The following is a 22,786-nucleotide window of genomic DNA, read 5'->3' on the forward strand; positions in this document are numbered from 1 at the left end:
AGGGGTGGCGGCGCATACCGCACTGGAGCAACTGTTTGCGGGGGAGGTGCCAGCCTTCATGCAGCAAGAAGCCCCGACTCAGCCAACCGGTGCTGAATAGTTACATAATTTTAACATTAACGCCAGCCCGCACGACCCACAACGTCGGTATGCCACCTCTCGTGGCACCGTAACAACCTTTGTTGAGGCTTTCATGACCGCTTTATCCCCCTCTCACGTTTCTTCGCTCGTCACGCTTGGCGCTGGCGTTTTCCTGGCTGGTGCGCTGGCCGCAGCTCCGGCCGTTGCCAATGACGCAGCGAGTGGCCCAATGACCCCGCACTGGTCGTTTGCCAACGTTTCCCTGAACTACCTAGACTGGTCCAACGGCACCGAAGCGCGCACGGCGAGCAATGCCGCCAAGAGCGACTTCACGTTCGTTGAAATCGAAGGCGGCGTCGGCTTTAGCTGGGGCGAGTTCTACGGCTTCTTCGATTTCGAGAACCCGACCAACGACCAGTTCGACGAAGCCAGTGGCGGCAAGGACAACTTCCGTACCGCAGGCAAAGTGACCTCGCACATTTACCTGGGCGACAGCCCGCTGTCGCTTTACGCCCACGTTTATGACTTCCGCGACTACGGCTTCAATGGCCGCGAGCAGGACCAGATTCTCGGCCTGGGCTACCGCACGACGTTCGCCAACGGCCTGTGGTTCAAGCCCTTCATCGGTGCTGCCAGGGTTCAAAGTGATGGCTACACGGGCATGAACGGCTACATGGCTGGCTGGGTCGCGGGCTATGACTTCACCGCGCTGGACCAGAACTTCAGTGTGACCAACTGGCACGAGCAGACCTTCGGTCGCGACAGCGACTACCTTTCCCAGAACTACGTCAACGGTACCGCAGGGAGCGTGGGGACCAACGGCGCATTGAGCCTTTGGTGGCACCCGTCTGACTTGATCACCACCGGCGTGCAGTATCGCTACTCAGAGAACAAGCTGGGTACACCCGACGCCTATCAGAACGCGATGATTTACTCAGTCAAGCTAAACTTGCTGTAATCGCTCCCACTTCTCACGCTCCGAAGGTACTCCCATGACCCTCATCATGAGCCTGGTTGGCATGGTCACTCTGGTGGCCATTGCGCTTGTTTTCTCCTATGACCGCAAGGCGATTCGCCTGCGTACCGTGCTGGGTGCCTTCGCGATCCAGGCGGGTATCGGTGCGTTCGTGCTCTACGTACCGTTTGGCCAGGCCGTTCTGCAGGCCATTTCGGCAGGCGTCAGCCAGGTGCTGGTTTACGCCAATGACGGTATCGGCTTTTTGTTTGGCGGGCTGGCTGACGTGGACAATGTCGGCTTCGTCTTCGCCATCAAAGTCCTGCCGGTCATCATCTTTTTCTCCTCGCTGATTGCCGTGCTCTACTATGTCGGCATCATGCAGTGGGTCATCCGGATTCTGGGTGGCGCATTGCAGAAAGCACTGGGCACCTCGCGCACCGAGTCGCTTTCGGCCACGGCCAACATCTTCGTGGGCCAGACCGAGGCACCGCTGGTGGTACGTCCGTTCATTGCCCGCATGACCCCTTCACAGCTGTTTGCGGTGATGTGTGGTGGCCTGGCTTCCGTGGCGGGTTCAGTGCTGGCGGGCTATGCCGCGCTGGGCATTCCCATGGAGTATCTGGTGGCGGCCTCGTTCATGGCGGCGCCTGGCGGCCTGCTGTTCGCCAAGCTGATCATGCCGGAAACCCAGAACGTGGAAGATAGCGACAGCGTTTCCAAGGTCGATGAAGAGCTGAAAGAGCAGGACGACAAGCCCGCCAACGTGCTGGATGCAGCGGCCTCTGGCGCGACTTCCGGCCTGATGCTGGCGGCCAACGTGGGTGCCATGCTGCTGGCCTTCATCGGCTTGATCGCGCTGGTCAACGGTATTCTGGGCGGCGTGGGCGGCTGGTTCGGTTTCGAGGCATTGAGCCTGGAGCTGATTCTGGGTTGGCTGTTTGCCCCGCTGGCCTTCCTGCTGGGCGTGCCCTGGGAAGAAGCCACCCTGGCGGGCTCGTTCATCGGCCAGAAGCTGGTGGTCAACGAGTTCGTGGCCTTTATCAACCTGGCTCCCTACATTGAAGGGGAACAGGTGGTGGCTGCCACGGGTCAATTGATGACGCCCCACACCATGGCCATCCTGTCATTTGCCTTGTGTGGTTTTGCCAACCTGTCGTCGATTGCCATTCTGCTCGGTGGCCTGGGCAGCATTGCCCCGACCCGCCGCAAGGAGATTGCCCGGTTTGGTGTGAAAGCCGTGCTGGCAGGCACGCTCTCCAACCTGATGTCTGCCTCGATTGCCGGTTTCTTCCTGGCGTTGAGCAGCCTCACCGCCTGACGCAGCGAGTACGCGATAACGCAACGGGCGCTGCTTTAGTACGCAGTGCCCGTTTTGTCTTTTACCGATTGATGAGAACTTCATGACTGCCACCGCTTCCCCCCAGCTTATCCAGGCCGCCCGTCACGCCCTGACGTTAATGGACCTCACCAGCCTGAACGACAGCGACACCGACAGCGTGATCGAAGCGCTGTGTCAGCAGGTCAAGACCCCCTACGGCCACCCGGCAGCGGTGTGCGTTTACCCCTCGTTCATCGTCACGGCAGCCCGCGCGCTGGGCGCCCACAAGCTGGATGATCAGGTCAAGATCGCCACGGTCACCAACTTCCCCCATGGGGGCGATGACATCATGGGCGCGGCCCGTGAAACCCGCGAAGCCGTGGCATCGGGCGCTCATGAAGTCGACGTGGTGTTCCCCTACCGCGCCTTGATGGCAGGCGATGAAGAGACTGGCCGCGAGCTGGTGGAAATGTGCAAGGCCGCCTGTGGTGGCCAGGCATTGCTGAAAGTCATCATCGAATCCGGCGAACTCAAGGACCCTGCGCTGATCCAACGTGCCAGTGAGCTGGCCATCGAAGGCGGCGCGGATTTCATCAAGACCTCGACCGGAAAAGTACCGGTCAATGCCACGCTGGAAGCCGCCGAGATCATGCTCAAGGCCATCAAGGCCAGCGGCAAAGACGTTGGCTTCAAAGCCGCCGGCGGCGTACGCAGCGCAGAAGAAGCCGCTGAGTACCTGGCGCTGGCAGCCGACATCATGGGGCCGCAGTGGGTCACTCCGGCACACTTCCGGTTTGGTGCCTCCAGCCTGCTGGGCAACTTGTTGAACACACTCGACGGTGGCGCTGACGCGGCGCTGCTCTCCCCCACCAACGGAGGCTACTAAATGTCGTCCAACGCTTCTCACCACGCGCTGCTCCCTCAAGAACTGATTCGCCTGAAGCGCGACGGCCAGCCGCTGCCCGCTGAAGAGATCAAGGCATTCGTGCAGGGCATCGCCGATGACCGCATCAGCGATGCGCAGATCGGCGCCTTCACCATGTCGGTCTTTTTGAATGGCATGAGCCGCGAAGAAGTCGTGGCATTGACCACCGCCACGCGCGATTCTGGCCACGTCATGCAGTGGGATTCGCTCAACCTGCCCGGCCCCATCGTGGACAAGCACTCCACCGGCGGTGTGGGCGATCTGGTGTCGCTGGTGCTGGGCCCGTGGGTCGCGGCCTGCGGCGCCTTCGTACCGATGATTTCCGGCCGTGGCCTGGGCCACACCGGCGGTACCCTGGACAAGCTGGAATCGATCCCCGGCTACGACCCCTACCCCGCCCCCGAGCGCTTCAGTGAGGTGGTGAAATCCACCGGCGTGGCGATCATCGGCCAAACCGGCAACCTCGCCCCGGCCGACAAGCGCATCTACGGCGTGCGTGATGTCACCGCCACCGTGGAATCCATCCCGCTGATCACGGCCTCGATTCTGGGCAAAAAGCTGGCCTCTGGCCTGGACGCCCTGGTAATGGACGTCAAAGTGGGCAGCGGCGCGTTCATGCCCACCCCGGAAAAGTCCCGCGAACTGGCCAAAAGCATCGCCAACGTGGCCACCCAGGCAGGCACACCCACCACCGCCCTGCTCACCGACATGAGCCAGCCGCTGGCCCCGTGTGCCGGTAACGCGGTAGAAATCGTCGAAACCCTGGCGCTGCTGCGCGGCGAGCGAGCCAACAGCCGCGTGATGCAGGTCACCCGCGAACTGGCCGTTGAAATGCTGATTGCGGGCAAGCTGGTGGCCAACCGCGAAGAAGCCCTCGCCAAGCTGGACAAAGCGCTGACCTCTGGCGCGGCGGCAGAAGTGTTTGCCCGTATGGTGCGCGAACTGGGCGGCCCCGCCGACTTCATGGAGCGCTCGGACAGCTACCTGGCCACCGCCCCGGTCGTTCAAGCGGTCTACCCCGAGCAGAGCGGTATCGTGCAGCGTTTCGATACCCGCGCCGTGGGCATGAGCGTGGTAGAGCTGGGCGGCGGCCGCCTGCGTAACGATGCCAGCGTCGATCACAGCGTGGGCTTTAGCGACATCGTCGAAATCGGCGACCGCGTCGACAGCCAGCGCCCGCTGGCCATCGTCCACGCCCGCACAGAAGAGGCCGCGGCCCGTGCCGCTGCTCAGCTCCGTGCGGCGGTCACCATTGGCGATGCCGACGCCACCGCCGACACCCTGTTGCAAGAGACCTTCCGAGGAGAAGCCTGATGCGCCGCGCCATCGTCCTGGTACTCGACTCTTTCGGGATCGGTAGCGCCCCCGATGCCGCCACCTTTGGTGACCAGGGGTCAGATACTCTGGGCCACATCGCCGCCGCTTGTGCCCGTGGCGAAGCCGACACCGCCGAGCGCTCCGGCCCACTGTCGCTGCCCAACATGGCCGCGCTAGGCCTGTTCCACGCCCACCGCGACGCCACTGGCAGCGTGGCGGAAGGTGTCAGTTTGCCCGACCAACTGACGGGCGCTTACGCCCACGCCAAAGAGATCTCCAGCGGCAAGGACACCCCTTCCGGCCACTGGGAAATTGCCGGTGTGCCGGTGCGTTTCGACTGGGGCTACTTCCTCGATAAAACCGACAGCTTTCCCCTGGAACTGCTGGACGCCATCATTCGGGAAGCCGAGCTGACCGGCGTGATCGGCAACTGCCACGCCTCAGGCACCGAGATCATCGCTCGCCTGGGCGAAGAGCATATCGCCACCGGCAAGCCGATCGTGTACACCTCGGCCGACTCCGTGTTCCAGATTGCCGCCCATGAGGAGCACTTCGGCCTGGAGCGCCTCTATGCGCTGTGCGAAACCGTCCGCGAGCTGCTGGAGCCCTACAACATTGGCCGCGTCATCGCCCGCCCGTTTATCGGCGACGACCGCGAAAGCTTTGCGCGCACCGGCAACCGCCGCGACTACAGCGTCGAGCCGCCCAGCCCCACCGTGCTGCAAAAGCTCGCCGATGCCGGGGGCGAAGTGGTGTCGATTGGCAAGATCGCCGACATCTACGCCCACTGCGGCATTACCCACAAGGTCAAGGCCAGCGGCCACGATGCCCTGATGGATGCCACCCTGGCGGAAGTCGCGCGCACCGCCAACGAGACCAGCGACCGCCCGACCATGATCATGACCAACTTCGTGGATTTCGATTCGGTCTACGGCCATCGCCGGGACGTACCGGGCTACGCCGCCGCGCTGGAGCACTTCGACGCCCGCCTGCCGGAGCTGCTGGCAGCCCTCGATGACGACGACCTGCTGCTGCTCACCGCCGACCACGGCTGCGACCCCAGTTGGGAAGGCACCGAGCACACCCGCGAATACGTGCCGATCATGGTACGCGGCGCAGGCTTCGCCCCCGGCCCGCTGGGCGAGCGCGGCACCTTTGCCGACATTGGCCAAACCCTGGCGGCGTTCTTCGCCGTAGACGCCATGGCCGACGGCGAGAGCTTTTTACCTGACGCGGCCTAAGCGCCGATAACGCATCACTGGCACGTCAACGTGCACGGCCTGAACCCCGCACGGCGGGGTTCAGGCTCCCTGTTCAGAGAGGAGAGTTTCATGGCTACCCCGCATATCAACGCCGAAATGGGCGATTTCGCCGATACCGTCCTGATGCCTGGCGACCCGCTGCGCGCCAAGTACATCGCCGACACCTACCTGGAGAACGTGCGCCAGGTCAACGACGTGCGCAGCATGTTCGGCTACACCGGCACCTACAAAGGCCGCGAGATTTCCGTCATGGGCCACGGCATGGGCATCCCCTCCGTGTCGATCTATGCCAAAGAGCTGATTACCGATTACGGCGTGAAGTCGATCATCCGCGTGGGCTCCTGCGGCGCGGTACGTGACGATGTCAACGTGCGCGACGTGGTGATCGGGCTGGGTGCCAGCACCGACTCCAAAGTGAACCGCATGCGCTTCAATGACCACGACCTGGCCGCCATTGCCGACTTCGAGCTGGCCAGCCACGCCGTGGCGGCCGCCAAAGCGCAGAACGTCGCCGTGAAAGTCGGCAACATTTTCTCGGCGGACCTGTTCTACAACCCGCAGACCGACATGGCCGAGCTGATGAAGCGCTACGGCATCGTCGGCGTCGAGATGGAAGCCGCAGGCCTGTACGGCGTGGCCGCCGAGTTCGGTGCCCGTGCACTGACCATCTGCACCGTCTCCGACCACATTCTGAAAGGTGACTCGCTCTCCAGTGCCGACCGCCAAACCACCTTCAACGACATGATGGTGATTGCCCTCGACACCGTTCTGCGCGATGACGCCGCCAAGGCGTAATGCCCGGCGTCTTGAGCCCATAGACATCCTGAACACAGAGAGAGAATAGCGCCATGAGCCACGCGGATCAGGCATTGGTCGACACGCTGCTGAGCACCCTGGGCAACGCCTACGCGCCCTACTCCAACCACCCCGTGGCGGCGGTGATGGAGTGCCCCGACGGCCAGCAGTTTGCCGGTAGCAACGTGGAAGTCGCCCACTACAAAGGGCTGTGTGCCGAAGCCTCGGCGATTTCTGCCATGGTTACCGCTGGACAGCGCGAGCTGGCCAAGGTCTACGTGATGGGCCCCGGCGAGCACCTCTGCACGCCCTGCGGCGACTGCCGCCAGCGCATCCGCGAATTCGCCACCCCCAGCACGCAAATCATGGTGCTCTCCAAACAGGGTGAGGTGTTGAAAACCTACACCATGGACAGCCTGCTGCCCGACGCTTTTGGGCCGGAGCAGCTGCCGGGGCGTTAAGCAGTTTCCCGCAGCACCAGCGCCACCGGCAGCGACACGTGCCGGGGCGCTTTTCCTGCCAACGCATCGCCCAGCAGCTCCACGCTCATTGCCGCAATGGCGGCAATGTCCTGGCGTACCGTGGTCAACCCCGTGGCCAGGGTGGGCAGGTCGTCAAAGCCGGTGACGGCTACCTCGCTGGGCACACGAATACCGCTGTCTTCCAGAGCGGCCACGCAGCCCAGCGCCAGCTCGTCGGTGGCACAGACCAGCGCGTCGAAGGGCAAGAGTGCGTCTGTGCGCTCCTTGAGCAGGCGGTTGAGCTGGCGACAGCTGGTCAGGGAGTCCGAGGTCAGCCGATGCGGCAGGCTGATCAACTGCTCGCTGAGCCCCGCTTCGGTGACGGCACGCTGATATCCGGAAAGGCGGCTGAGAGGCCGCGGCACGTCCAGCTCTCCCCCCACAAACGCAATCCGCGTTCGCCCCTGTTCGATCAGGTGCTGCGTCATCTGGTAAATGCCCGAGACATCGTCCGGGGCCACCGAAAAGCCGTCTCCTGCGTTGCCAATTCGTACGAAGGGAACGCCCGCTGCCTTCAGAAGGCCTGGCCTGGCATCTTCTGCCGTTTCGCCCAGCAAGATCGCGGCTCCTGCCCGCTCGGGCAGCTCATGGGTCTGATCGTGGTGAAAAAACACCGGTACCATGCCTTGCTGGTGCAGGGCCACGGTCAGGTGCTGGTAGAGCAGAATGTAGTAAGGCCGCAGCTCGATATCCTGTCGCCCAAGGGAGATCCCCACCACCGCCGCCTTACCGCTGATCAGTTGACGGGCGGCGGCGCTGGGTTGATAGGCCAGCTCACGGCTGATGGTCAGAATCCGCTCGCGCAGCGCGTCGCTCAGCCCGGGCTTGCCGTTCAAGGCTCGGCTGACCGACGCGATGGATACCTCGGCACGCCGGGCAATTTCGCGGATGGTCGCCGCCGGTGCGCTCGATGTGTGCTGTTTCATGCCTGGCCTCAGCCGCCGTTGGGGAGCTTGATTGTACAAAAAGCGGGGCGGAAAATCGCCGCCCCCTGCGCAAGCAACCCCGTGCCAGCCAAGCCCTTGCGTTACCAGCCGCGTCTTCCCAGGCGCGAGAGTTCTCCCTCCAGCTGCTGCACGGCCTGCTCCGCCGTCATGTTGCCCGATAGCGCATCGTGCATCCGGTTGAACACGGCATTCGACACCCGTGGGTAAGCGCTGCCGGTCACGCTGGCGGGGCGCGGCACGCCCTTCATGACCGTCTCGTAGAGCTCGCCAATGAAGGGCTGCGCGGCCAGCACCTCGTCATCCTCATACAGTGCCGGGCGCGTGGGGTTACGGCCAAACTCGATAGCGTGGGCTTTCTGCTGGGCTTCGGCGGTCAGATAGGCCACCAGCTCAGCGGCCACGTCAGGGTGCGCCGAGTAGCGAGACACCGCCCAGTTCCAACCGCCCAAGGTGGCCACCGACAGGCCTTCAGGCCCACTGGGCAGCGGCGCCACGCTGAATTTGTGCTGGATCGGCGTTCCGTCCGCCTGGCCCAGCGACCACACGTAGGGCCAGTTGCGCATGAACACCGCGTTGCCCGCCTGGAATACGCCTCGCGCTTCCTCTTCCATGTAGTTGCGTACACCTTCCGGGCTGATATCACCTATCCAAGAAGCCGCCAGCGCCAGCGCTTCCACGGCCTGAGGATTGTTGACGGTGACCTGTCCGTCGGCATCCACAAAGGTGCCACCGCCGTAGCTGGCCACCCACTCCAAGGCGTTGGTGGTGAGCCCTTCGTAGGCCCGCCCCTGGAAGACGAAGCCATGCATGCGCTCATTGCCAGCCTCCCGCTCGGCGTTTTGAATACGCCGAGCGGTGTCGGTGAACGCTTGCCAGGAGTGCGGCACCTCTTCACCGTACTGCTCCAGCAGGTCATGGCGGTAGTAGAGCAACCCGGCATCGGTAAACCACGGCAGGGCCACCAGCTTGCCTTGCACGGTATTGTTGTCCATCAGCGAGGGAATGAACCCTTCGGTGGCGCCTTCCGGCAGGTACTCGTTCAAATCCACCAGGTGCTCTGCCAGCAGCCCCGGCCAGACGATATCCACCATCAGCACATCGACATCCCGAGACTGGCTGCCCAGCAGCTGTTGATACAGCGAAAGCTTTTCCGTGGGCGAGGCTGGCGTGGTGACGATATTGACCTGATGGCCGTTGGCTTCTGCCCAGCGCTGGGCAAGCGCCGGGCAGAAATCCGCCGCCCCGCCATCGCCACAGGCCACGGTGATCTCGGCGGCCAGAGCAGGCAATGCGACAGGCAGTAACGTCATCAGCAGCAACGGTGTTTTCAATGTTGAGCGCATCGTGGAATCCTCATCTTGTTATTGGGTGTCTTGCGGTCAGAGATGCTCGATGAAATCTGCTGATCAACTGGCAATTGCCAGGCTGCGGTCCTCCAGGCTGGAAACGAAACAGGCATCCAGCACGGTTTGAATGGCCGCGCCCCGGGCAAAGTCGGGCTGGTCGTTTTCCCCAGTGCGAATGCTCTCGATAAAGCGCTGGTAGATGCTGGGCGTGGGCGGCGCCTTGACGGTGCTCCAGCGAGCGGGATGCACGTCATCGTTCAGGCACACCTGAACGTCATCCTTGGAGGCGTCGAGATCCACGCGGATCGCCCCCTTGTCGCCGTGAACGCTCAGCGTCAGCGAGTTGTGGTGCCCGGTTGCCCAGCGGGTCGCCTGAATCGTGCCCATGGCGCCGTTGGCAAAGCGCACGCGCATCAGCGCCGTGTCGTTGGCATCCAGCAGGTAGTCGCCGATGCGGTTGTCCGGGGCTTTGTCGAAGCAGGTGAGTTCGCAGTTGACGCGGGTGATATCGCCCACCGGGAAGCTGGCAAAATCGACGATATGTACGCCCACATCGCCCAGCACGCCTTTGCTGCCGTGGGCTTCCGAAAGCCGCCAGAGCCACTGGCTATCCTCATCCCAGCGCCCCCAGGCGTTGCTGACCAGCCAGCTCTGGCGATAGCTGGCATCCACGTGGCGAACGGTGCCGATGGCGCCGCCGGTAATCAGCGCTCGGGCGTGCTGAATGGCGGGGGCGTCACGGTAGCTCAGGTTGACCATGTTGATGACCTTGGCGGCCTGGGCGGCAGCGACCATCTCGTGGGCATCCTCCGCATTGGTGGCCAGGGGCTTTTCACACAGGATGTGTTTACCCGCCGCAATGGCTGCCAGCGACGTGGCCTTATGCACGCCATCCGGAGTGACATTGCTCACCGCGTGGATATCGTCGCGGGCCAGCATGTCGTCCAGCGACTGGTAAACATCGGCAATGCCATGGCGCTCGGCGAAGGCCTGCGCCTTGGGGAAATCACGGTCGCATACGGCAACCACTTCGACGCCCTCGAGTCGGCCATAGTGCTTGGCGTGCTCCCCCGCCATGCTGCCCGCGCCAATAATCGCGATACGGATCATTTGAAGCCCTCCTCACCGGGTTTGTGCAGGCTTTCGCCCTTGATCTCGACCGGGTTGGGCGCCTGGTCGGCGGGGACGTTGGGGCAGCTGTCGACCCACCGGGAGCCTTCCGGCTGCGCCCAGACCACGGCGTTCTTGAGCACCCGCTTTACCTGCTCGTCGTAGTAGATCGGGTAGGTTTCGTGGCCGGGACGGAAGTAGAAAATCTTGCCGTTACCGCGCTTGTAGGTCAGGCCGGAGCGGAACACTTCGCCGCCTTCGAAGGCACTGATGAAAATCACCTCGTCCGGGTTGGGCACCGCAAAGGGTTCGCCGTACATTTCGGTATGGGGCAGTTCGATGTAATCCCCGAGCCCTTGCACGATGGGGTGGCCAGGATTCACTACCCAGAGCCGCTCACGCTCACCGGCTTCCCGCCATTTCAGTGAGCAGGTAGTGCCCATCAAGCGTTTGAAGATTTTCGAGTAGTGGCCGGAGTGCAGCACGATCAAGCCCATTCCCTGCAGCACGCGCTTTTGCACGCGGTCGACGGTCTCTTCCAGCACGTCGCCGTGGGCGGCGTGGCCCCACCACAGCAGCACGTCGGTATTCTCCAGCGTCTCTTCGTCAAGCCCCTGCGCCGGGTCTTGCAGCGTGACCGCCGTGGCCGTTAGCGCTTCCGCTTCATTCAACCCATCGGCGATGCACTGGTGCATGCCGGTAGGGTAAATACGCGCCACTACGTCGTTGGTTTGTTCGTGGACGTTTTCGCCCCATACGGTGACTCGGAGTGTCATGTCGTTCTCCTCAGCGTTGATAGGTACTTGCTCACGAGCGTGAGCGCTGAGGAGAAAAGTAAACGTTTACTCAAAAAGAGTAAACGTTTACTTATTGGATTTTAGTCGAACACCACCGACGCGCTGGCGTCAGGTTCTATTGCTTTTCAGACCGGGGCTTCGTCGGGGCGATTCTCGGCGACGCGCTCGACATCCACGATGCCCGAGCGGCTGACCACGACTTTCCAGCGCGCCAGGTAAGGGGCATCTTCGCTGCCCGTTTCGCGCACCACCAGGTTGAACAGGTGGCGGCGCTCGACGCTTTCCCGCACCGCCTGCCCCTCTTTCAGGCGATAGATATGGTGCTTATCCTTGCTCATCAGGCGGGTCAGCATGGAGAGGTCTATGCTCAGGGTTTCGCGGGTATGCTCATAACCACTCAAGAAGCGTGTGGGGGACATGCGCGAGCTGGAGCGATAGTGCATGACCACCTCTTCACGCTGGGCCACCGTGCGCCGCCGCATCTGCTGTATGTCCTGGTCGAGGGCGGTATAGCGCTTGTAGTCGAACCATTCGAGCTGCCGTCCGACCAGCGCATTGCGGGTAGGGTCGATGTATTGTCGCCGCCACTTGGGTCGGCCTCTTCTCAGCCATCGCCATAGGGTATTGCGCAGGTCGTCCTTGAACACTTCGCGCATGGCGTAGAGCAGCGCCATGGCCAGCACGAACAGTGCGGTGATGTCGCCAATCACGTCGCGCAGGTGCAGTACCCCCAGCGACACGAAGGCCATGACCACCGCGGTAGCCAGGGCCTTGACGGCTTTCTGTTCGCCGCTACCCAACTCCAGCGCACGCTGCTTGAGCGTGATCGGGTACTCGATCAGCCGTCGCAGCAGGCGCATCTTGTTGGACATGCGGGTGGGGTCATCGCGTACGCGCTCGGCGTTGTACTCCTGCTGCTCGCGGTATTCACCTTCACGGTGGCAGATGGTCACCAGGCGTCGTTTGACCTCGCTGAACGACCCTCCTTTCGGCATATGCGCCACCAGCGCCAACAGCTGCTGCTCGGTGAACCAGGAAAGATAGTTGTCGATGTTGGCAAAGTACTTGTATAGCCGCTCATCGGTGGGCGGGTTACGCCGCAGGCGTTTGAGAATGCCGTCGCTCAGGTCGCTCATCTCGACCAGCTGGTCGTAAAGCTCGCTCGCCTTGTCGTGGGTATTGCTCTTCTCCTCACCCTGCAGGCGGCGCAGTTTACGGGCCGTGGAAAGCATGCCCTGGGTGGTGCGCTCCAGCGCCACCACGTACTGGTAGGCGTAGAGACTGAGGCTCAAACGGTAGGAGTCGCTGCCCAGCTGGTTACGACTGGCCAGGCGGCTATGCACCAGCGGCAGATGGTACTCGTCGCTGTAGTAAGTGCGCGAGACGTTGATGGCAGCGTGATAAAATGCTTCTTCGGAGATGATGTGCGTACTCAGCCCCAGCTCCTGAGGCACGAACAAGTACACATCCAGCGTATGTGAGGTCTCTTCCTTCAGCCGTCGAGACAGGCGCAGTTGGAAGCTATTTTTACGTTCAACGTTGATCACCCTCACTTATCTCCTGCTTTCATGCCAGACTCGATGATATACCATGGTGAGCTCGCGAGTACGGCTGGCAGAGCGTCGTCTGCCAGCGCACCTTGATACCACAGAGCCATACCATCAAGACTGCGCCATGAGGACTGTACCATGAGGACTGTGCCGTGAAGACCGCGCCATGAAGCGCATGGCATGGATCAGCGCTTTACTTCTTCGCCTTGGAGCCCAAGGATGCCCATCGCCCGTTTTTCACCCTTTGAGCTGCTGCTGCTAAAAAGTCGTAGCCAAGTGGATACGGCCACGCTACTGCTGCTTGGCTGGGTGCTCGTGCATCGCCAGCACGTTTCCGAGGGGCAACGCCGACGCCGGCTGGCCCAGGTCAGCGCGCAGTTTCGCCATGGGCACGAGCTGGGCCCGGTCATGAGCATTGCCCATAGCCAGGACCTTCACGCCATTCAACTGGCCGCCGAAGTCGTGCGCAAGGAGTGCTCCAGGGAGCGCAGCCTCAGCGTGATGCATCAAGCCATCACGGTGGCCACCGACGATGGCGAGCTGTCGCTGGCCAATCACTATATCCTGCGCTTTCTGGCCGACCTGCTGAACGTGGTACCCGCCACCTTGAACACCCTTTTTCAGGAACTGACCGGCAAGCCGCTGCGAGCCCCGGAAGACCCCAGCCGCGATGCCTACTGGCAGGTGCACGACCCGGCGTATTACACCCACAAGGCCGAGCAGGAAGCCCAGGCCGCCGAGCGAGAACAGGCCGCCCAGGCGCAGGCCGAACAGCAGCAGCGCGCCAAGGCCGACAAGCAGCACGCACGCGCGCAGCGCCAACAGCAAAAACAGCAGCGCAAGGAGGAAGCGCGTCAGGCCAAGCAGCGTGCCGAGCAAGCCCAGGAGCACGCACGTGCAGAGCAGCAGCGCCAGGAGCAGGCTCGCGCCGAACAGGCTCGTCGTGAGCAAGCCCGCCGACAGCAGGAGCAGGCCCGGGCAGAACAGGCACGCCGCGAGCGTTACCAGCGCGCGACCAATCCTCCGCCACCGCCCGACCGCACCACCCGAGCGCTGGCCGTGCTGGGGCTGATGCCAGGCGCCAGCAAGACAGAAGTGCGCAAGGCCTACCGGCGCATGGCGCAACTGCATCACCCCGACCGGTTCTATTCGGAAAGCGAACATCAGGTGGCGCTGGCCTCGGCACGTTTTCAGCGCATCAAAAACGCGTATGATTATCTGATGCAAACTTACTAAGCGTCACGGGGCAGCGACGTATGCTGCCCGCCATGCTGAAACCACGACCTTCCACTGTGTCCATTGTGACGAGACCGACGCCGGATTATGCGCGACCTTTATCAACGCCTGAGCCTGCCCCCCAATGCCAATGAGCAGCAGATCGACACCGCCGTGGCGCGCTGCCCCAACAGCGCCCTGCGCCAGGACGCCACCTCGGTACTGACGGTGACCCCGCACCGTGAAACCTACGATGCGCTGCACGGCACCTTGAGCGACATCGGCCGCCTGCGCGCGCGCCTTGGATTGACCCACGGAGCACACTGGCAAGGTGACGTGGCCAATGATTTCTCGCTGCCCCCTGACCACGCCATTTCACGCCATGACGAACTGGTCGACCGAGTCAGCCACGCCGTCTCGCTATATAACCGTTGGCGAGGGCTGCGTGGCCCCTGGCTGCTGGTCACGCTATTTGCGCTGGGCACAGGCCTGGGGCTGGCCATTGGCATTGCCCTAAGTCTGGGGCTTGGGCTGGGATCGAGATAGCGGCGGCGCAGTCGTTGAGCCTTCAGGGCGCTGCCGCTCGTCACGGCGGATTTCGGCCTCGGTGGGCCTGGGCGCTGGTTTAGGGGGCTCAGGGGTATGCTGCGGCGCATCCAGGTCGCCCTGCTGGCGGTGCTGCAGCGTCATGTCGGTACCATGGGGCTCGTCACCACGGGCCTCGGAGCGAGCCTCCATGCGCACGCTGAGCCGCGGTACACCCAAGTCGATTTCCTGGGCTTCCATGCGCTGCTTCAGCAGCAGATTGAAGGCGCGTGACACGTCCCACTGCATTTCAGGAGCGGTGCGGAAGCGCATCCGTAATATCGGGCAGCCATCTTCGAAGGCCTGTACCCCCTGCATCTCCAGCGGCGACCAGATGTAGTGACGCATCATAGGGTCCTTGCGCAATTCCTGAGCCGTTTCCTGCATCAGCGTGATGGCGTCATCGATTTTCATGTCATAAGGAATGCGAATCCGCATCAAGGCAATACCGAACTGGCGCGACATGTTGTGGATCGATTCGATACGACTGAAGGTGATGATGTGCAGCACGCCGTCCAGGTCACGCAGCCTGACCGTCCGCAACGTCAGCCCTTCGACGGTACCCATGTGCGTATTGATGGTGACGAAGTCATCCACCGCCAGGGAGTCCTCGATGAGGATGAAGATGCCGGTGATCAAATCCTGCACCAGGGTTTGCGCGCCAAACCCCACCGCCAGACCGATCACACCGGCACCGGCCAGCAGCGGCGTGACGTTGACCCCAAGGTTGGCCAAGCCAGCAATCACCGCAATGATCAGGATGGTGACGAAAATCACGTTACGGATCATCGGTGTGATGGTTTGTGCGCGAGCCTGGTTGACACGCCGCCCCCGTGAACGCGCGGAGGAAGTCAGCGCCCGTTGAATGGCGGTATCGGCAAAAATCCACACCAGCCATGCCAACAGCACGGTGGCCCCCAGGCTGACCAACGCCTGGCCAATACGCGCACTGGCCACGGCCTGCTGGCCAAGCCCAAACAGCGAGCCTCCCCATACCTGCATGGAAAGCTCGGCAAAAATCATCCAGGCGCTCAGGTGCGCCAGTACGAAGCCAAACCGCTCGAGTCGCTTGCGATATTGGCTAAAGCGGCGGCGATGGCGCCGCTTGCCCAAGCGCTCTTCCTGGCGACGCAGCAGCCCGGTAATCACCAGGGTCAGCACCAGCAGACTGGCGGAAATGATCGAGCGAGCCAGCGCCGTGCCCACATCCCCGACGGTAATGAAAATGGCCAGCAGCGAGCCGCCCACCATCAGCAGGGCAGGAATGTGCCATAGCCCACCCAGCGCACGGATCATTTCCACGGCCGTACTGGCATCGCGGCGCTGCTTGTAAGGCCGGTTACAGATGAGATGACGAATGGGGCGCTGGAATTTGAAGATGAAACGCGCCGACAGCAGCGCCGCCAGCATGTTGGCCAGCACCGACACCAGCCCCGACAGCTCGGTCCCCAGCAGCTCCATCAGGCGGGTAGAGTTGACGGCATCTCCCAAGGCAATCAGCGCGCCGATGACGAACAGCCCCCGCAACGCCTTGTGCTGTAATACTTGCACGGCGGTAAAACGGTGCCCGCGACTAAAGAACGCCACCACCGTTTCGAACACCACCGACAGCGCTCGGCCACACAGGCAGATATAGGCCACCACCAGCACCAGGGCACGGCCAGGACTGTAGGGCAGCAGTTGACCGACGCCCAAGGTAATGACGAAGGCCAGTATCCAGGGAAGCATGCGCCGCAAGAAGTGAACCGCCAGCAGCCAGGCCTTGGGGTCTCGAGGCAGGTCCAGCGGCCAATCGCGGCGGGTGGCCACCACCCGCCCAAAGGCAATCATCGTGACCAGCAGGCCGCTCCAGATCACGGCCAGCAAGGCCCCTTCCGCCACGGCCCGGATGGCGTCGCCCTGGTCAGCCCCGGCATTCAGGGCGCGCAGGTCTTCGACGCCCTGGACCAGCTGCCGTGACCACTCGTCGATGGGCGAATCTCCGGCTTGGGCATGCTCACCGATGTCGGAAAGCGTATCGGCCAAGGCGCCCAGCAACCCTTGGCGCACCACGCCTTCGTCTTCCACGGCCTCGGTACTCAGCTGCAGCTCTCGCAGCGAGTCCAGCAGCGCACGGCGCTGATCCTCGCTTTCGAGCATGCCAATGACGTCGCTCAGGGAGCGCTGGAAATTTTCGCTGGTGACGTCCGGCTGCTCTTCGCTGTCACTACTGCCCCCCAGCGTGGGAAGCGAGACGCTCTGGGCGTTTGCGGTGACGCTGATCATCAGGCTGAGTAGCGCCCCTAGAACGATGCTGGTTATCCAGTGCTGTCGCACGCGTGACTCCCGTGGAAAGTGACTGTTGAATCGTGTCCTTCTCTTGCTCAGCCTAAGCGTGTGATTATGATAGGCTAAACGTACAAACGTTCACCTCCAGGACATCGAGATGACGCTGCAGGCTCCTCCCCAACGCTTGAACCCGGACGGCCAGACCCGACGCGTAGGCGTCGAAATCGAGTTTGCCGGGCTCCCCCCTCGCGAGACGGCCGAGGTGGTGCAGGCACTGTTTGGTGGTGAGCTTAACGTGGTCAGCCCCCATCGGCTACAGGTGGCCGACACACGCTGGGGAGCGTTCGAGATCGAACTGGATACTCAATACGCCCATCCAGACCAGACGTTGTTGGACGCACAGCAGGACAGTGACAGCGAGTGGGCTCGCCAACAGCATCAGCGACGGCTGGAATTTCACCAAAAGACCCGTGAACTGATCGGTGACATGGTGACCGGCCTGGTGCCCACCGAAATCGTCTGCCCTCCCATCCCCTGGGAAGAGCTCGAAGCGCTGGACACTCTGTTCGACACCTTGCGGGAAAAAGGCGCCAAAGGCACCGATGCCAGCCTGCTGTACGGCTTCGGCCTGCACCTGAACCCTGAGATCGAGCGCGGCGAGGTCGATTACCTGCTCGACATGCTACGCGCCTACCTGCTGCTGGCCAGTTGGCTACGCCAGGAAATCAAGGTGGATATCACCCGAGAGATGCTGCCGCACGCCAACCCGTTTCCCAAGGAGTACGCCCGCAAGGTGCTGGATCTGTGTTACCAGCCAGACCTCGACACCTTCATCGACGACTACCTGGCCGATAACCCTACCCGTAACCGCGAGCTGGACCTGCTGCCGCTGTTTGCCCACCTGCGCCCGGAACACCCTCATCCGCTACTGCACGGCCAGTTGACCAAGCCACGGCCCACCTTCCATTATCGGTTGCCCAATGCGCAGCTGTCGCAGCCGGGCTGGGGCAGCGTGATGGAGTGGAACCGCTGGGTGGAGGTAGAGAAGCTGGCCCACGATCAGGACAACCTTCACGCCCGCTGCCAGGAGTACATGGCCGAACAGCGCCAGCCCTGGTGGCAGCGCCTCAAGCGCAGACTGTTTGGCCATGCCTAGACCCCTGATCGGCATCACGACCTCGGACTACAAAAGCCAGCTTGCCTGGTGCTTCGACTGGTTTGCCGTCTGGCGTCACGGCGGCAGGCCGCTACGCCTTTCCCCTTCCCGCCCTTTGCCGGAGCATCTGGACGGCCTGATCATTGGCGGCGGGGACGACATTCAAGCCCACCTGTACGGCGGCGAAGTGCAGCTGGACGTGCGCCTGGACCCGGCTCGTGACGAGCTGGAACTCGACCTGCTGAAGCGCTTCATACCCCGCCATACGCCAGTACTCGGCATCTGCCGAGGTGCGCAGCTGATCAACGTACATCTGGGCGGCAGCCTGGACCCCGACATTTACACCACCCACGAAGGCTTGAAGCGCCGCCGCACGGTACTGCCCCGCAAAACCGTCGACATCGTGGGCGACAGCCAGCTCTATCGCTTGCTGGGAGTGACCTGGTGTCGCGTGAATAGCCTTCATCATCAGGCGGTCAATCGGGCAGGCAAGGGCATTCGTATCGTGGCGCGTGACCGCGATGGGCTGGTGCAGGGCATCGAGTCCACGGAGCATGCGTTCCTGATAGGCGTTCAGTGGCACCCGGAGTGGCTGATTTTCAACCGCCCCCAGCAGCGTTTGATACGTGCGCTGGTGAAGGCGGCCAAGGCGCCCCGCTAGCCTTTCAGCGCCGCCAGCGCCGCGTCGTAATCAGGCTCGTTCTTCAACTCGCTGACCAGCTCGCTGTGCAGCACCCGATCCTCGGCATCCAGCACCACCACGGCACGCGCGCAGAGCCCTTCCATGTTGCTGTTGCATAGCGCCACGCCCCAGTCCTGCTGAAATTCGCGGTGGCGGAACGTCGAGAGCGTCTCCACGTTGTCCAGCCCTTCGGCACCGCAAAAACGCTTGGCCGCAAACGGCAAGTCGGCAGACACCACCAGCACCACGGTGTTGTCCAGCGACGAGGCCAGCTCATTGAAGCGTCGCGTCGACGTTGCACAGGTAGGCGTATCGACGCTGGGGATGATGTTCAGCACCTTGCGCTTGCCTGCATAGGTCGCCAGGGTAACGTCTTCCAGGCTGCCGTTGGTGAGCGTCATGGCCGGTGCATCCTGCCCCACCGCCGGTAAGGTGCCCGCCACATCCATGGGTTGACCTGCCCGCGTAATCTGTTGCATATCAAGCTCCTAATGTATGGTAAAAGGGGAATGACGATCAGTGGCCCAGCTTACCGTGGAACTCCCTGATTCGGCTATCCCTCATCCATCGCGACACGCTAGCGAGAACACCATGGCCTCTGTAGTCATTATCAAAACCGGCGACGCCTTCCCCGAAGTGGTGGATCAGCACGGGGATTTCGAACAGCTGTTCATCGACCAGGTGCAGGACACCCTGCCCGACCACCTGACCCTCGACGTATGGGATGCACGCCTCACCAGCCAGCCGCCGGAGGATATCGTGGCAGCCATCATTACCGGCTCCCACAGCATGGTCAGTGAGCAGCTCCCCTGGAGCGAGGCGCTGAAGCCCTGGTTACAGCAGGCACTGGCGGACGACCTGCCGCTGCTGGGCGTATGCTACGGCCACCAGCTGATGGCCGCTGCATTTGGCGGTGTGAGTGATTACCACCCGGCGGGCCGTGAATCCGGCACACGCAGCGTACGCCTGACCCAGGCAGGCCGCCAGGACCCGCTGTTCGGCCAACTCCCGGAGTGTTTCGTGGCCCACTTGACCCATGCCCAGGCGGTCATGCAGCTTCCCCCCGGCACCAGCATCCTGGCGCACAATTGCCACGATGCCCACCAGGCGCTGCGCTATGGGCCACGCCAGTGGAGCGTCCAGTTCCATCCCGAGTTTTCACCGCCGGTGATGCGCGCTTATATCGAACGCCAGCGCGCTGCCTTGCGCGACCAAGGTGAAGACCCGGATCAACTGCTGCAAGACGTCGCGGAGACCCCCGACGCCACGCGCCTGCTGACCCGGTTCATCGCGATGCTGTAGTGCGCGTTTGCGATGCTGTCGTGCGCTTTTGATCGCGCCGCGATGCCAGTCGGTCGGCCAGGCGGGTTGGCTCTGGCAGCTTGGTCTTGCCCAGGCAGCGCATGACCCAGTCCAGTGAGGTCGCCAGCGACAGCCGATGCCCCGGCGACACGAACACTGACTTGACCTGAGCACGGGAGCGCAGCACGGCACCGATCACTTCCTGCCCGGCCATGAGCGGCACCCAATCGCCTCGGGCCTCCCCCACGTCGGCATGGCGCCCAGTGAGGCGCGACTTGGCAATCCCGATGGTCGGCAGGTCCAGCCACAGCCCCAAATGCGCTGCCACGCCCAGCCGCCGAGGGTGAGCGATTCCCTGCCCATCCACCATGACCAGCTGCGGGCGTGTTTTCAATTTGGCAAAGGCTCCCAGCGCCGCCGGAATTTCCCGAAACGACAGCAGGCCCGGTATGTAGGGCATGCGCGTGGGTTCCCGGTGAACCACCTGCTCCACTACAGTCAGTGGCGGCGCCTGCTCCGGCGACCACGCCAGCACGACCACCGCCGCCCGGGTAATGCTGCCGTCTTCTTCGAAACCGATGTCGACCCCCGCGATGTGCGTCACGGGGTCGATACGGTCGTCGGCTTCCAATTGCTTGGCAAGCTGGGACTGGAGTGCGATGGCCTGCTTGGGAGTCAGGTTCCAATCGTGTAATGCGGCGTCCATGCGGCCTCCTTGCGGGTGGTTCGAGGTTGGCGCCCAGCAGACGCTGAGCCACCAGGATGACTTTCAGGATAGCCAAAAAAAATCCCCCCATGCCAAGGGCATGGGGGGATGGTAGCCAGGGCGACATCAATCGCCCGGCAGGCGTTTACGCACGTTCGCGACGACGAACCGGCGCATCGCCATCGTCACGACGACGGCGCGGTGCACGCTCGGGTGCACGGTCTTCGCTGATTTCCAGCGGGCGACCGGCTACACGGGCACGTGCCATCTTGGCCAGAATGGTAGACGGCAGGCCGCTGGGCAGCTCGACCACCGAGAAGGCGTTGCGAATATCGATACGGCCGATACGGGCACCTTCGATACCGCCTTCATTGGCCAACGCGCCAACCAACTGGCCAGGCTTGACGCCATCTTTATGGCCTACCGATACACGGTAGCGGGTCATGCCTTCGCTGGGCGCACTGGAGCGCTCGCGACGAGCACCAGCTGGTTTGCCGGGGGCACCCTCACGCGGAGCACGCTCTTTGCGCGGTGCTTGCAGACGGCCAATCGGCGCTTCGTCAGCACGGGCCATGGCAGCAAAGGCACAGGCCAGCTCGACGGCGTCGTGACCTTCTTCCACCAGACGCTCGACCAGCGCGCGCTGCTCTTCGGCACCCTTGGTCAGAGCTGCCACGACGCGATGGTGGAATACTTCATCACGGTGCGCACGGATAGCGGCTTCGTCAGGCAGCGGCATTTCGGTCATTTTCTGACCCGTTGCCTGCTCCATCCAGCCTACCTTGCGGCCTTCACGGAAGCCCGCGAAGGTAATCGCGATACCGCTGCGGCCCGCACGGCCAGTACGACCGATACGGTGCGTATAGGCTTCGGCGTCCTGGGGAAGATCGTAGTTCACCACGTGGGTGATACGCGGAACGTCCAGACCACGAGCGGCGACGTCGGTCGCGATCAGGACATCGACCTTGCCACGCTTCAGGCGAGTGATGGTGCGCTCACGCAGGCTCTGGTCCAGGTCACCCGACAGGCCAGCCGCGTTGACACCGCGCGCCGTCAGCTGCTCTACCAGCGTGGTACAGGCAGCACGTGTACGTACGAACACGATGGCCGCATCCACTGGCTCCACTTCCAGAATACGCGCCAGCGCTTCCAGCTTGGCACCACCGTCCACACGCACCAGGCGCTGTTCGATGTTTTCTCCCGTCGTGGTGCGCGATTCGATCGCCACCTTGACCGGGTTGACCAGATAGCGATTGACGATGCGCTCGATTTCAGACGGCAGCGTGGCCGAGAAGAACACGCGCTGGGCATCTTTCGGGGTATCGGCAACCACGCGTTTTACGTCGTCGATAAAGCCCATGCGCAGCATTTCGTCGGCTTCGTCCAGCACCAGCGCAGACAAACCGTCCAGCTTCAGGCTGCCGCGATCCAGGTGGTCGATGATACGACCGGGCGTACCGACCACGACCTGAGCGCCGCGCTTCAAGGCGCCCAGCTGCTCACGGTACTCTTGACCACCACACAGGGTCGCCACTTCGAGCCCCTGCAGGTTTTGACCATACTTGCTAAAGGAAACCGCAACCTGCTGAGCAAGTTCGCGGGTAGGCGCCAGCACCAGTACCTGGGGCTCGCGACGCTGCATGTCGAGACGCGACAGCAGCGGCAGTGCAAAGGCAGCCGTTTTACCGGTACCCGTTTGTGCCTGACCCAGCATATCGCGGCCTTCCAGCAGGGCTGGAATGGTCTGCGCCTGGATGGGCGAAGGAGTTTCGTAGCCCTGCGCTTCTACAGCAGACAGAACGGCAGGCAAAAGAGCCAGATCACCGAAGCTCGGCGAGGTGACAGAAATCGAGGTCATTAATCACACCTTGGTAGGCCGGTATCACCGGCAAAAAACATCGTAAGCGTCTCTGACTCTGTCATATGCCGCACGTCACGGTGCGCA

At 62.8% G+C, this 22,786-nt stretch carries 21 protein-coding genes; 12 read left to right on the forward strand and 9 right to left on the reverse strand.

Features of this window, described 5'->3' with window-relative positions:
• The first annotated feature begins 193 nt into the window (after positions 1-193).
• From IE091_RS16395 to cdd, 7 genes are all read left to right on the forward strand, one after another.
• A complete protein-coding gene (locus tag IE091_RS16395; protein WP_144981874.1) occupies positions 194-1,039 on the forward strand; it encodes an outer membrane protein OmpK in 846 nt (281 codons plus the stop codon).
• A gap of 34 nt (positions 1,040-1,073) precedes the next feature.
• Positions 1,074-2,357 carry a NupC/NupG family nucleoside CNT transporter gene (locus IE091_RS16400; RefSeq protein WP_039176713.1) on the forward strand — a complete coding sequence of 428 codons (1,284 nt, stop codon included), beginning with the start codon at positions 1,074-1,076 and terminating at the stop codon, positions 2,355-2,357.
• An 82-nt stretch (positions 2,358-2,439) separates the two neighbouring features.
• On the forward strand, positions 2,440-3,243 hold the full coding sequence (gene deoC / locus IE091_RS16405) for a deoxyribose-phosphate aldolase (RefSeq protein ID WP_189464140.1): 804 nt from the start codon (positions 2,440-2,442) through the stop codon (positions 3,241-3,243).
• Positions 3,244-4,596 (forward strand): thymidine phosphorylase, encoded by a 1,353-nt coding sequence (deoA, locus tag IE091_RS16410; RefSeq protein ID WP_096922468.1) that lies wholly within the window; start codon positions 3,244-3,246, stop codon positions 4,594-4,596.
• The gene (locus IE091_RS16415; protein WP_189464141.1) at positions 4,596-5,840 is read left to right on the forward strand and encodes a phosphopentomutase; all 1,245 of its coding nucleotides are present in this window, start codon (positions 4,596-4,598) and stop codon (positions 5,838-5,840) included. The genes deoA and IE091_RS16415 overlap by 1 nt, the downstream gene beginning before the upstream one ends.
• A 90-nt stretch (positions 5,841-5,930) precedes the next feature.
• On the forward strand, positions 5,931-6,656 hold the full coding sequence (deoD, locus tag IE091_RS16420) for a purine-nucleoside phosphorylase (RefSeq protein WP_016914679.1): 726 nt from the start codon (positions 5,931-5,933) through the stop codon (positions 6,654-6,656).
• Between the two features lie 53 nt (positions 6,657-6,709).
• Entirely contained in the window at positions 6,710-7,117 is a 408-nt protein-coding gene (gene cdd, locus IE091_RS16425) for a cytidine deaminase (protein WP_189464142.1), read from the forward strand.
• On the opposite strand, the gene IE091_RS16430 is transcribed toward cdd, so the two are convergent.
• From IE091_RS16430 to IE091_RS16450, 5 genes are all read right to left on the reverse strand, one after another.
• On the reverse strand, positions 7,114-8,103 hold the full coding sequence (locus tag IE091_RS16430) for a LacI family DNA-binding transcriptional regulator (protein WP_189464143.1): 990 nt from the start codon (positions 8,101-8,103) through the stop codon (positions 7,114-7,116). The genes cdd and IE091_RS16430 overlap by 4 nt on opposite strands.
• Before the next feature lie 101 nt (positions 8,104-8,204).
• Entirely contained in the window at positions 8,205-9,467 is a 1,263-nt protein-coding gene (locus tag IE091_RS16435; protein WP_189464144.1) for an ABC transporter substrate-binding protein, read from the reverse strand.
• 63 nt (positions 9,468-9,530) lie between these two features.
• Positions 9,531-10,580 (reverse strand): Gfo/Idh/MocA family protein, encoded by a 1,050-nt coding sequence (locus tag IE091_RS16440; protein WP_039176747.1) that lies wholly within the window; start codon positions 10,578-10,580, stop codon positions 9,531-9,533.
• Complete coding sequence (locus IE091_RS16445; protein WP_039176751.1) at positions 10,577-11,356, reverse strand: ThuA domain-containing protein; 780 nt, start codon at positions 11,354-11,356, stop codon at positions 10,577-10,579. Before IE091_RS16445 ends, IE091_RS16440 begins: the two co-directional genes overlap by 4 nt.
• A gap of 146 nt (positions 11,357-11,502) precedes the next feature.
• Complete coding sequence (locus tag IE091_RS16450) at positions 11,503-12,924, reverse strand: hypothetical protein (protein WP_081195482.1); 1,422 nt, start codon at positions 12,922-12,924, stop codon at positions 11,503-11,505.
• A gap of 222 nt (positions 12,925-13,146) precedes the next feature.
• Here IE091_RS16450 and IE091_RS16455 point away from each other — a divergent pair, with 222 nt between their 5' ends.
• Together IE091_RS16455 and IE091_RS16460 are read left to right on the forward strand one after the other, a co-directional pair.
• Positions 13,147-14,163, forward strand: coding sequence for a J domain-containing protein (locus IE091_RS16455; protein ID WP_189464145.1), 1,017 nt, complete (start codon positions 13,147-13,149; stop codon positions 14,161-14,163).
• Positions 14,164-14,250: 87 nt separating this feature from the next.
• Positions 14,251-14,688, forward strand: a complete 438-nt coding sequence (locus IE091_RS16460) for a hypothetical protein (RefSeq protein WP_039176761.1) — start codon at positions 14,251-14,253, stop codon at positions 14,686-14,688.
• On the opposite strand, the gene IE091_RS16465 is transcribed toward IE091_RS16460, so the two are convergent.
• Positions 14,656-17,043: a mechanosensitive ion channel family protein gene (locus IE091_RS16465; protein WP_039176764.1), complete on the reverse strand. Its 2,388-nt coding sequence runs from the start codon at positions 17,041-17,043 to the stop codon at positions 14,656-14,658. The two genes, IE091_RS16460 and IE091_RS16465, sit on opposite strands and share 33 nt — an antisense overlap.
• A 109-nt stretch (positions 17,044-17,152) precedes the next feature.
• Here IE091_RS16465 and IE091_RS16470 point away from each other — a divergent pair, with 109 nt between their 5' ends.
• The gene (locus IE091_RS16470) at positions 17,153-18,151 is read left to right on the forward strand and encodes an amidoligase family protein (protein ID WP_189464146.1); all 999 of its coding nucleotides are present in this window, start codon (positions 17,153-17,155) and stop codon (positions 18,149-18,151) included.
• Positions 18,144-18,812, forward strand: coding sequence for a gamma-glutamyl-gamma-aminobutyrate hydrolase family protein (locus IE091_RS16475; protein ID WP_039177020.1), 669 nt, complete (start codon positions 18,144-18,146; stop codon positions 18,810-18,812). Before IE091_RS16470 ends, IE091_RS16475 begins: the two co-directional genes overlap by 8 nt.
• Here IE091_RS16475 and tpx read toward each other — a convergent pair.
• On the reverse strand, positions 18,809-19,312 hold the full coding sequence (gene tpx, locus IE091_RS16480; protein WP_096922459.1) for a thiol peroxidase: 504 nt from the start codon (positions 19,310-19,312) through the stop codon (positions 18,809-18,811). The two genes, IE091_RS16475 and tpx, sit on opposite strands and share 4 nt — an antisense overlap.
• Before the next feature lie 112 nt (positions 19,313-19,424).
• Here tpx and IE091_RS16485 point away from each other — a divergent pair, with 112 nt between their 5' ends.
• A complete protein-coding gene (locus tag IE091_RS16485; protein ID WP_189464147.1) occupies positions 19,425-20,135 on the forward strand; it encodes a glutamine amidotransferase in 711 nt (236 codons plus the stop codon).
• On the opposite strand, the gene nfi is transcribed toward IE091_RS16485, so the two are convergent.
• Entirely contained in the window at positions 20,119-20,841 is a 723-nt protein-coding gene (nfi, locus tag IE091_RS16490; protein WP_189464148.1) for a deoxyribonuclease V, read from the reverse strand. The two genes, IE091_RS16485 and nfi, sit on opposite strands and share 17 nt — an antisense overlap.
• Before the next feature lie 145 nt (positions 20,842-20,986).
• Positions 20,987-22,699 (reverse strand): DEAD/DEAH box helicase, encoded by a 1,713-nt coding sequence (locus tag IE091_RS16495; RefSeq protein ID WP_016914693.1) that lies wholly within the window; start codon positions 22,697-22,699, stop codon positions 20,987-20,989.
• Positions 22,700-22,786: the final 87 nt, after the last annotated feature.

The sequence above is a fragment of the Vreelandella hamiltonii genome, assembly GCF_014651775.1.
Lineage (GTDB): Bacteria > Pseudomonadota > Gammaproteobacteria > Pseudomonadales > Halomonadaceae > Vreelandella > Vreelandella hamiltonii.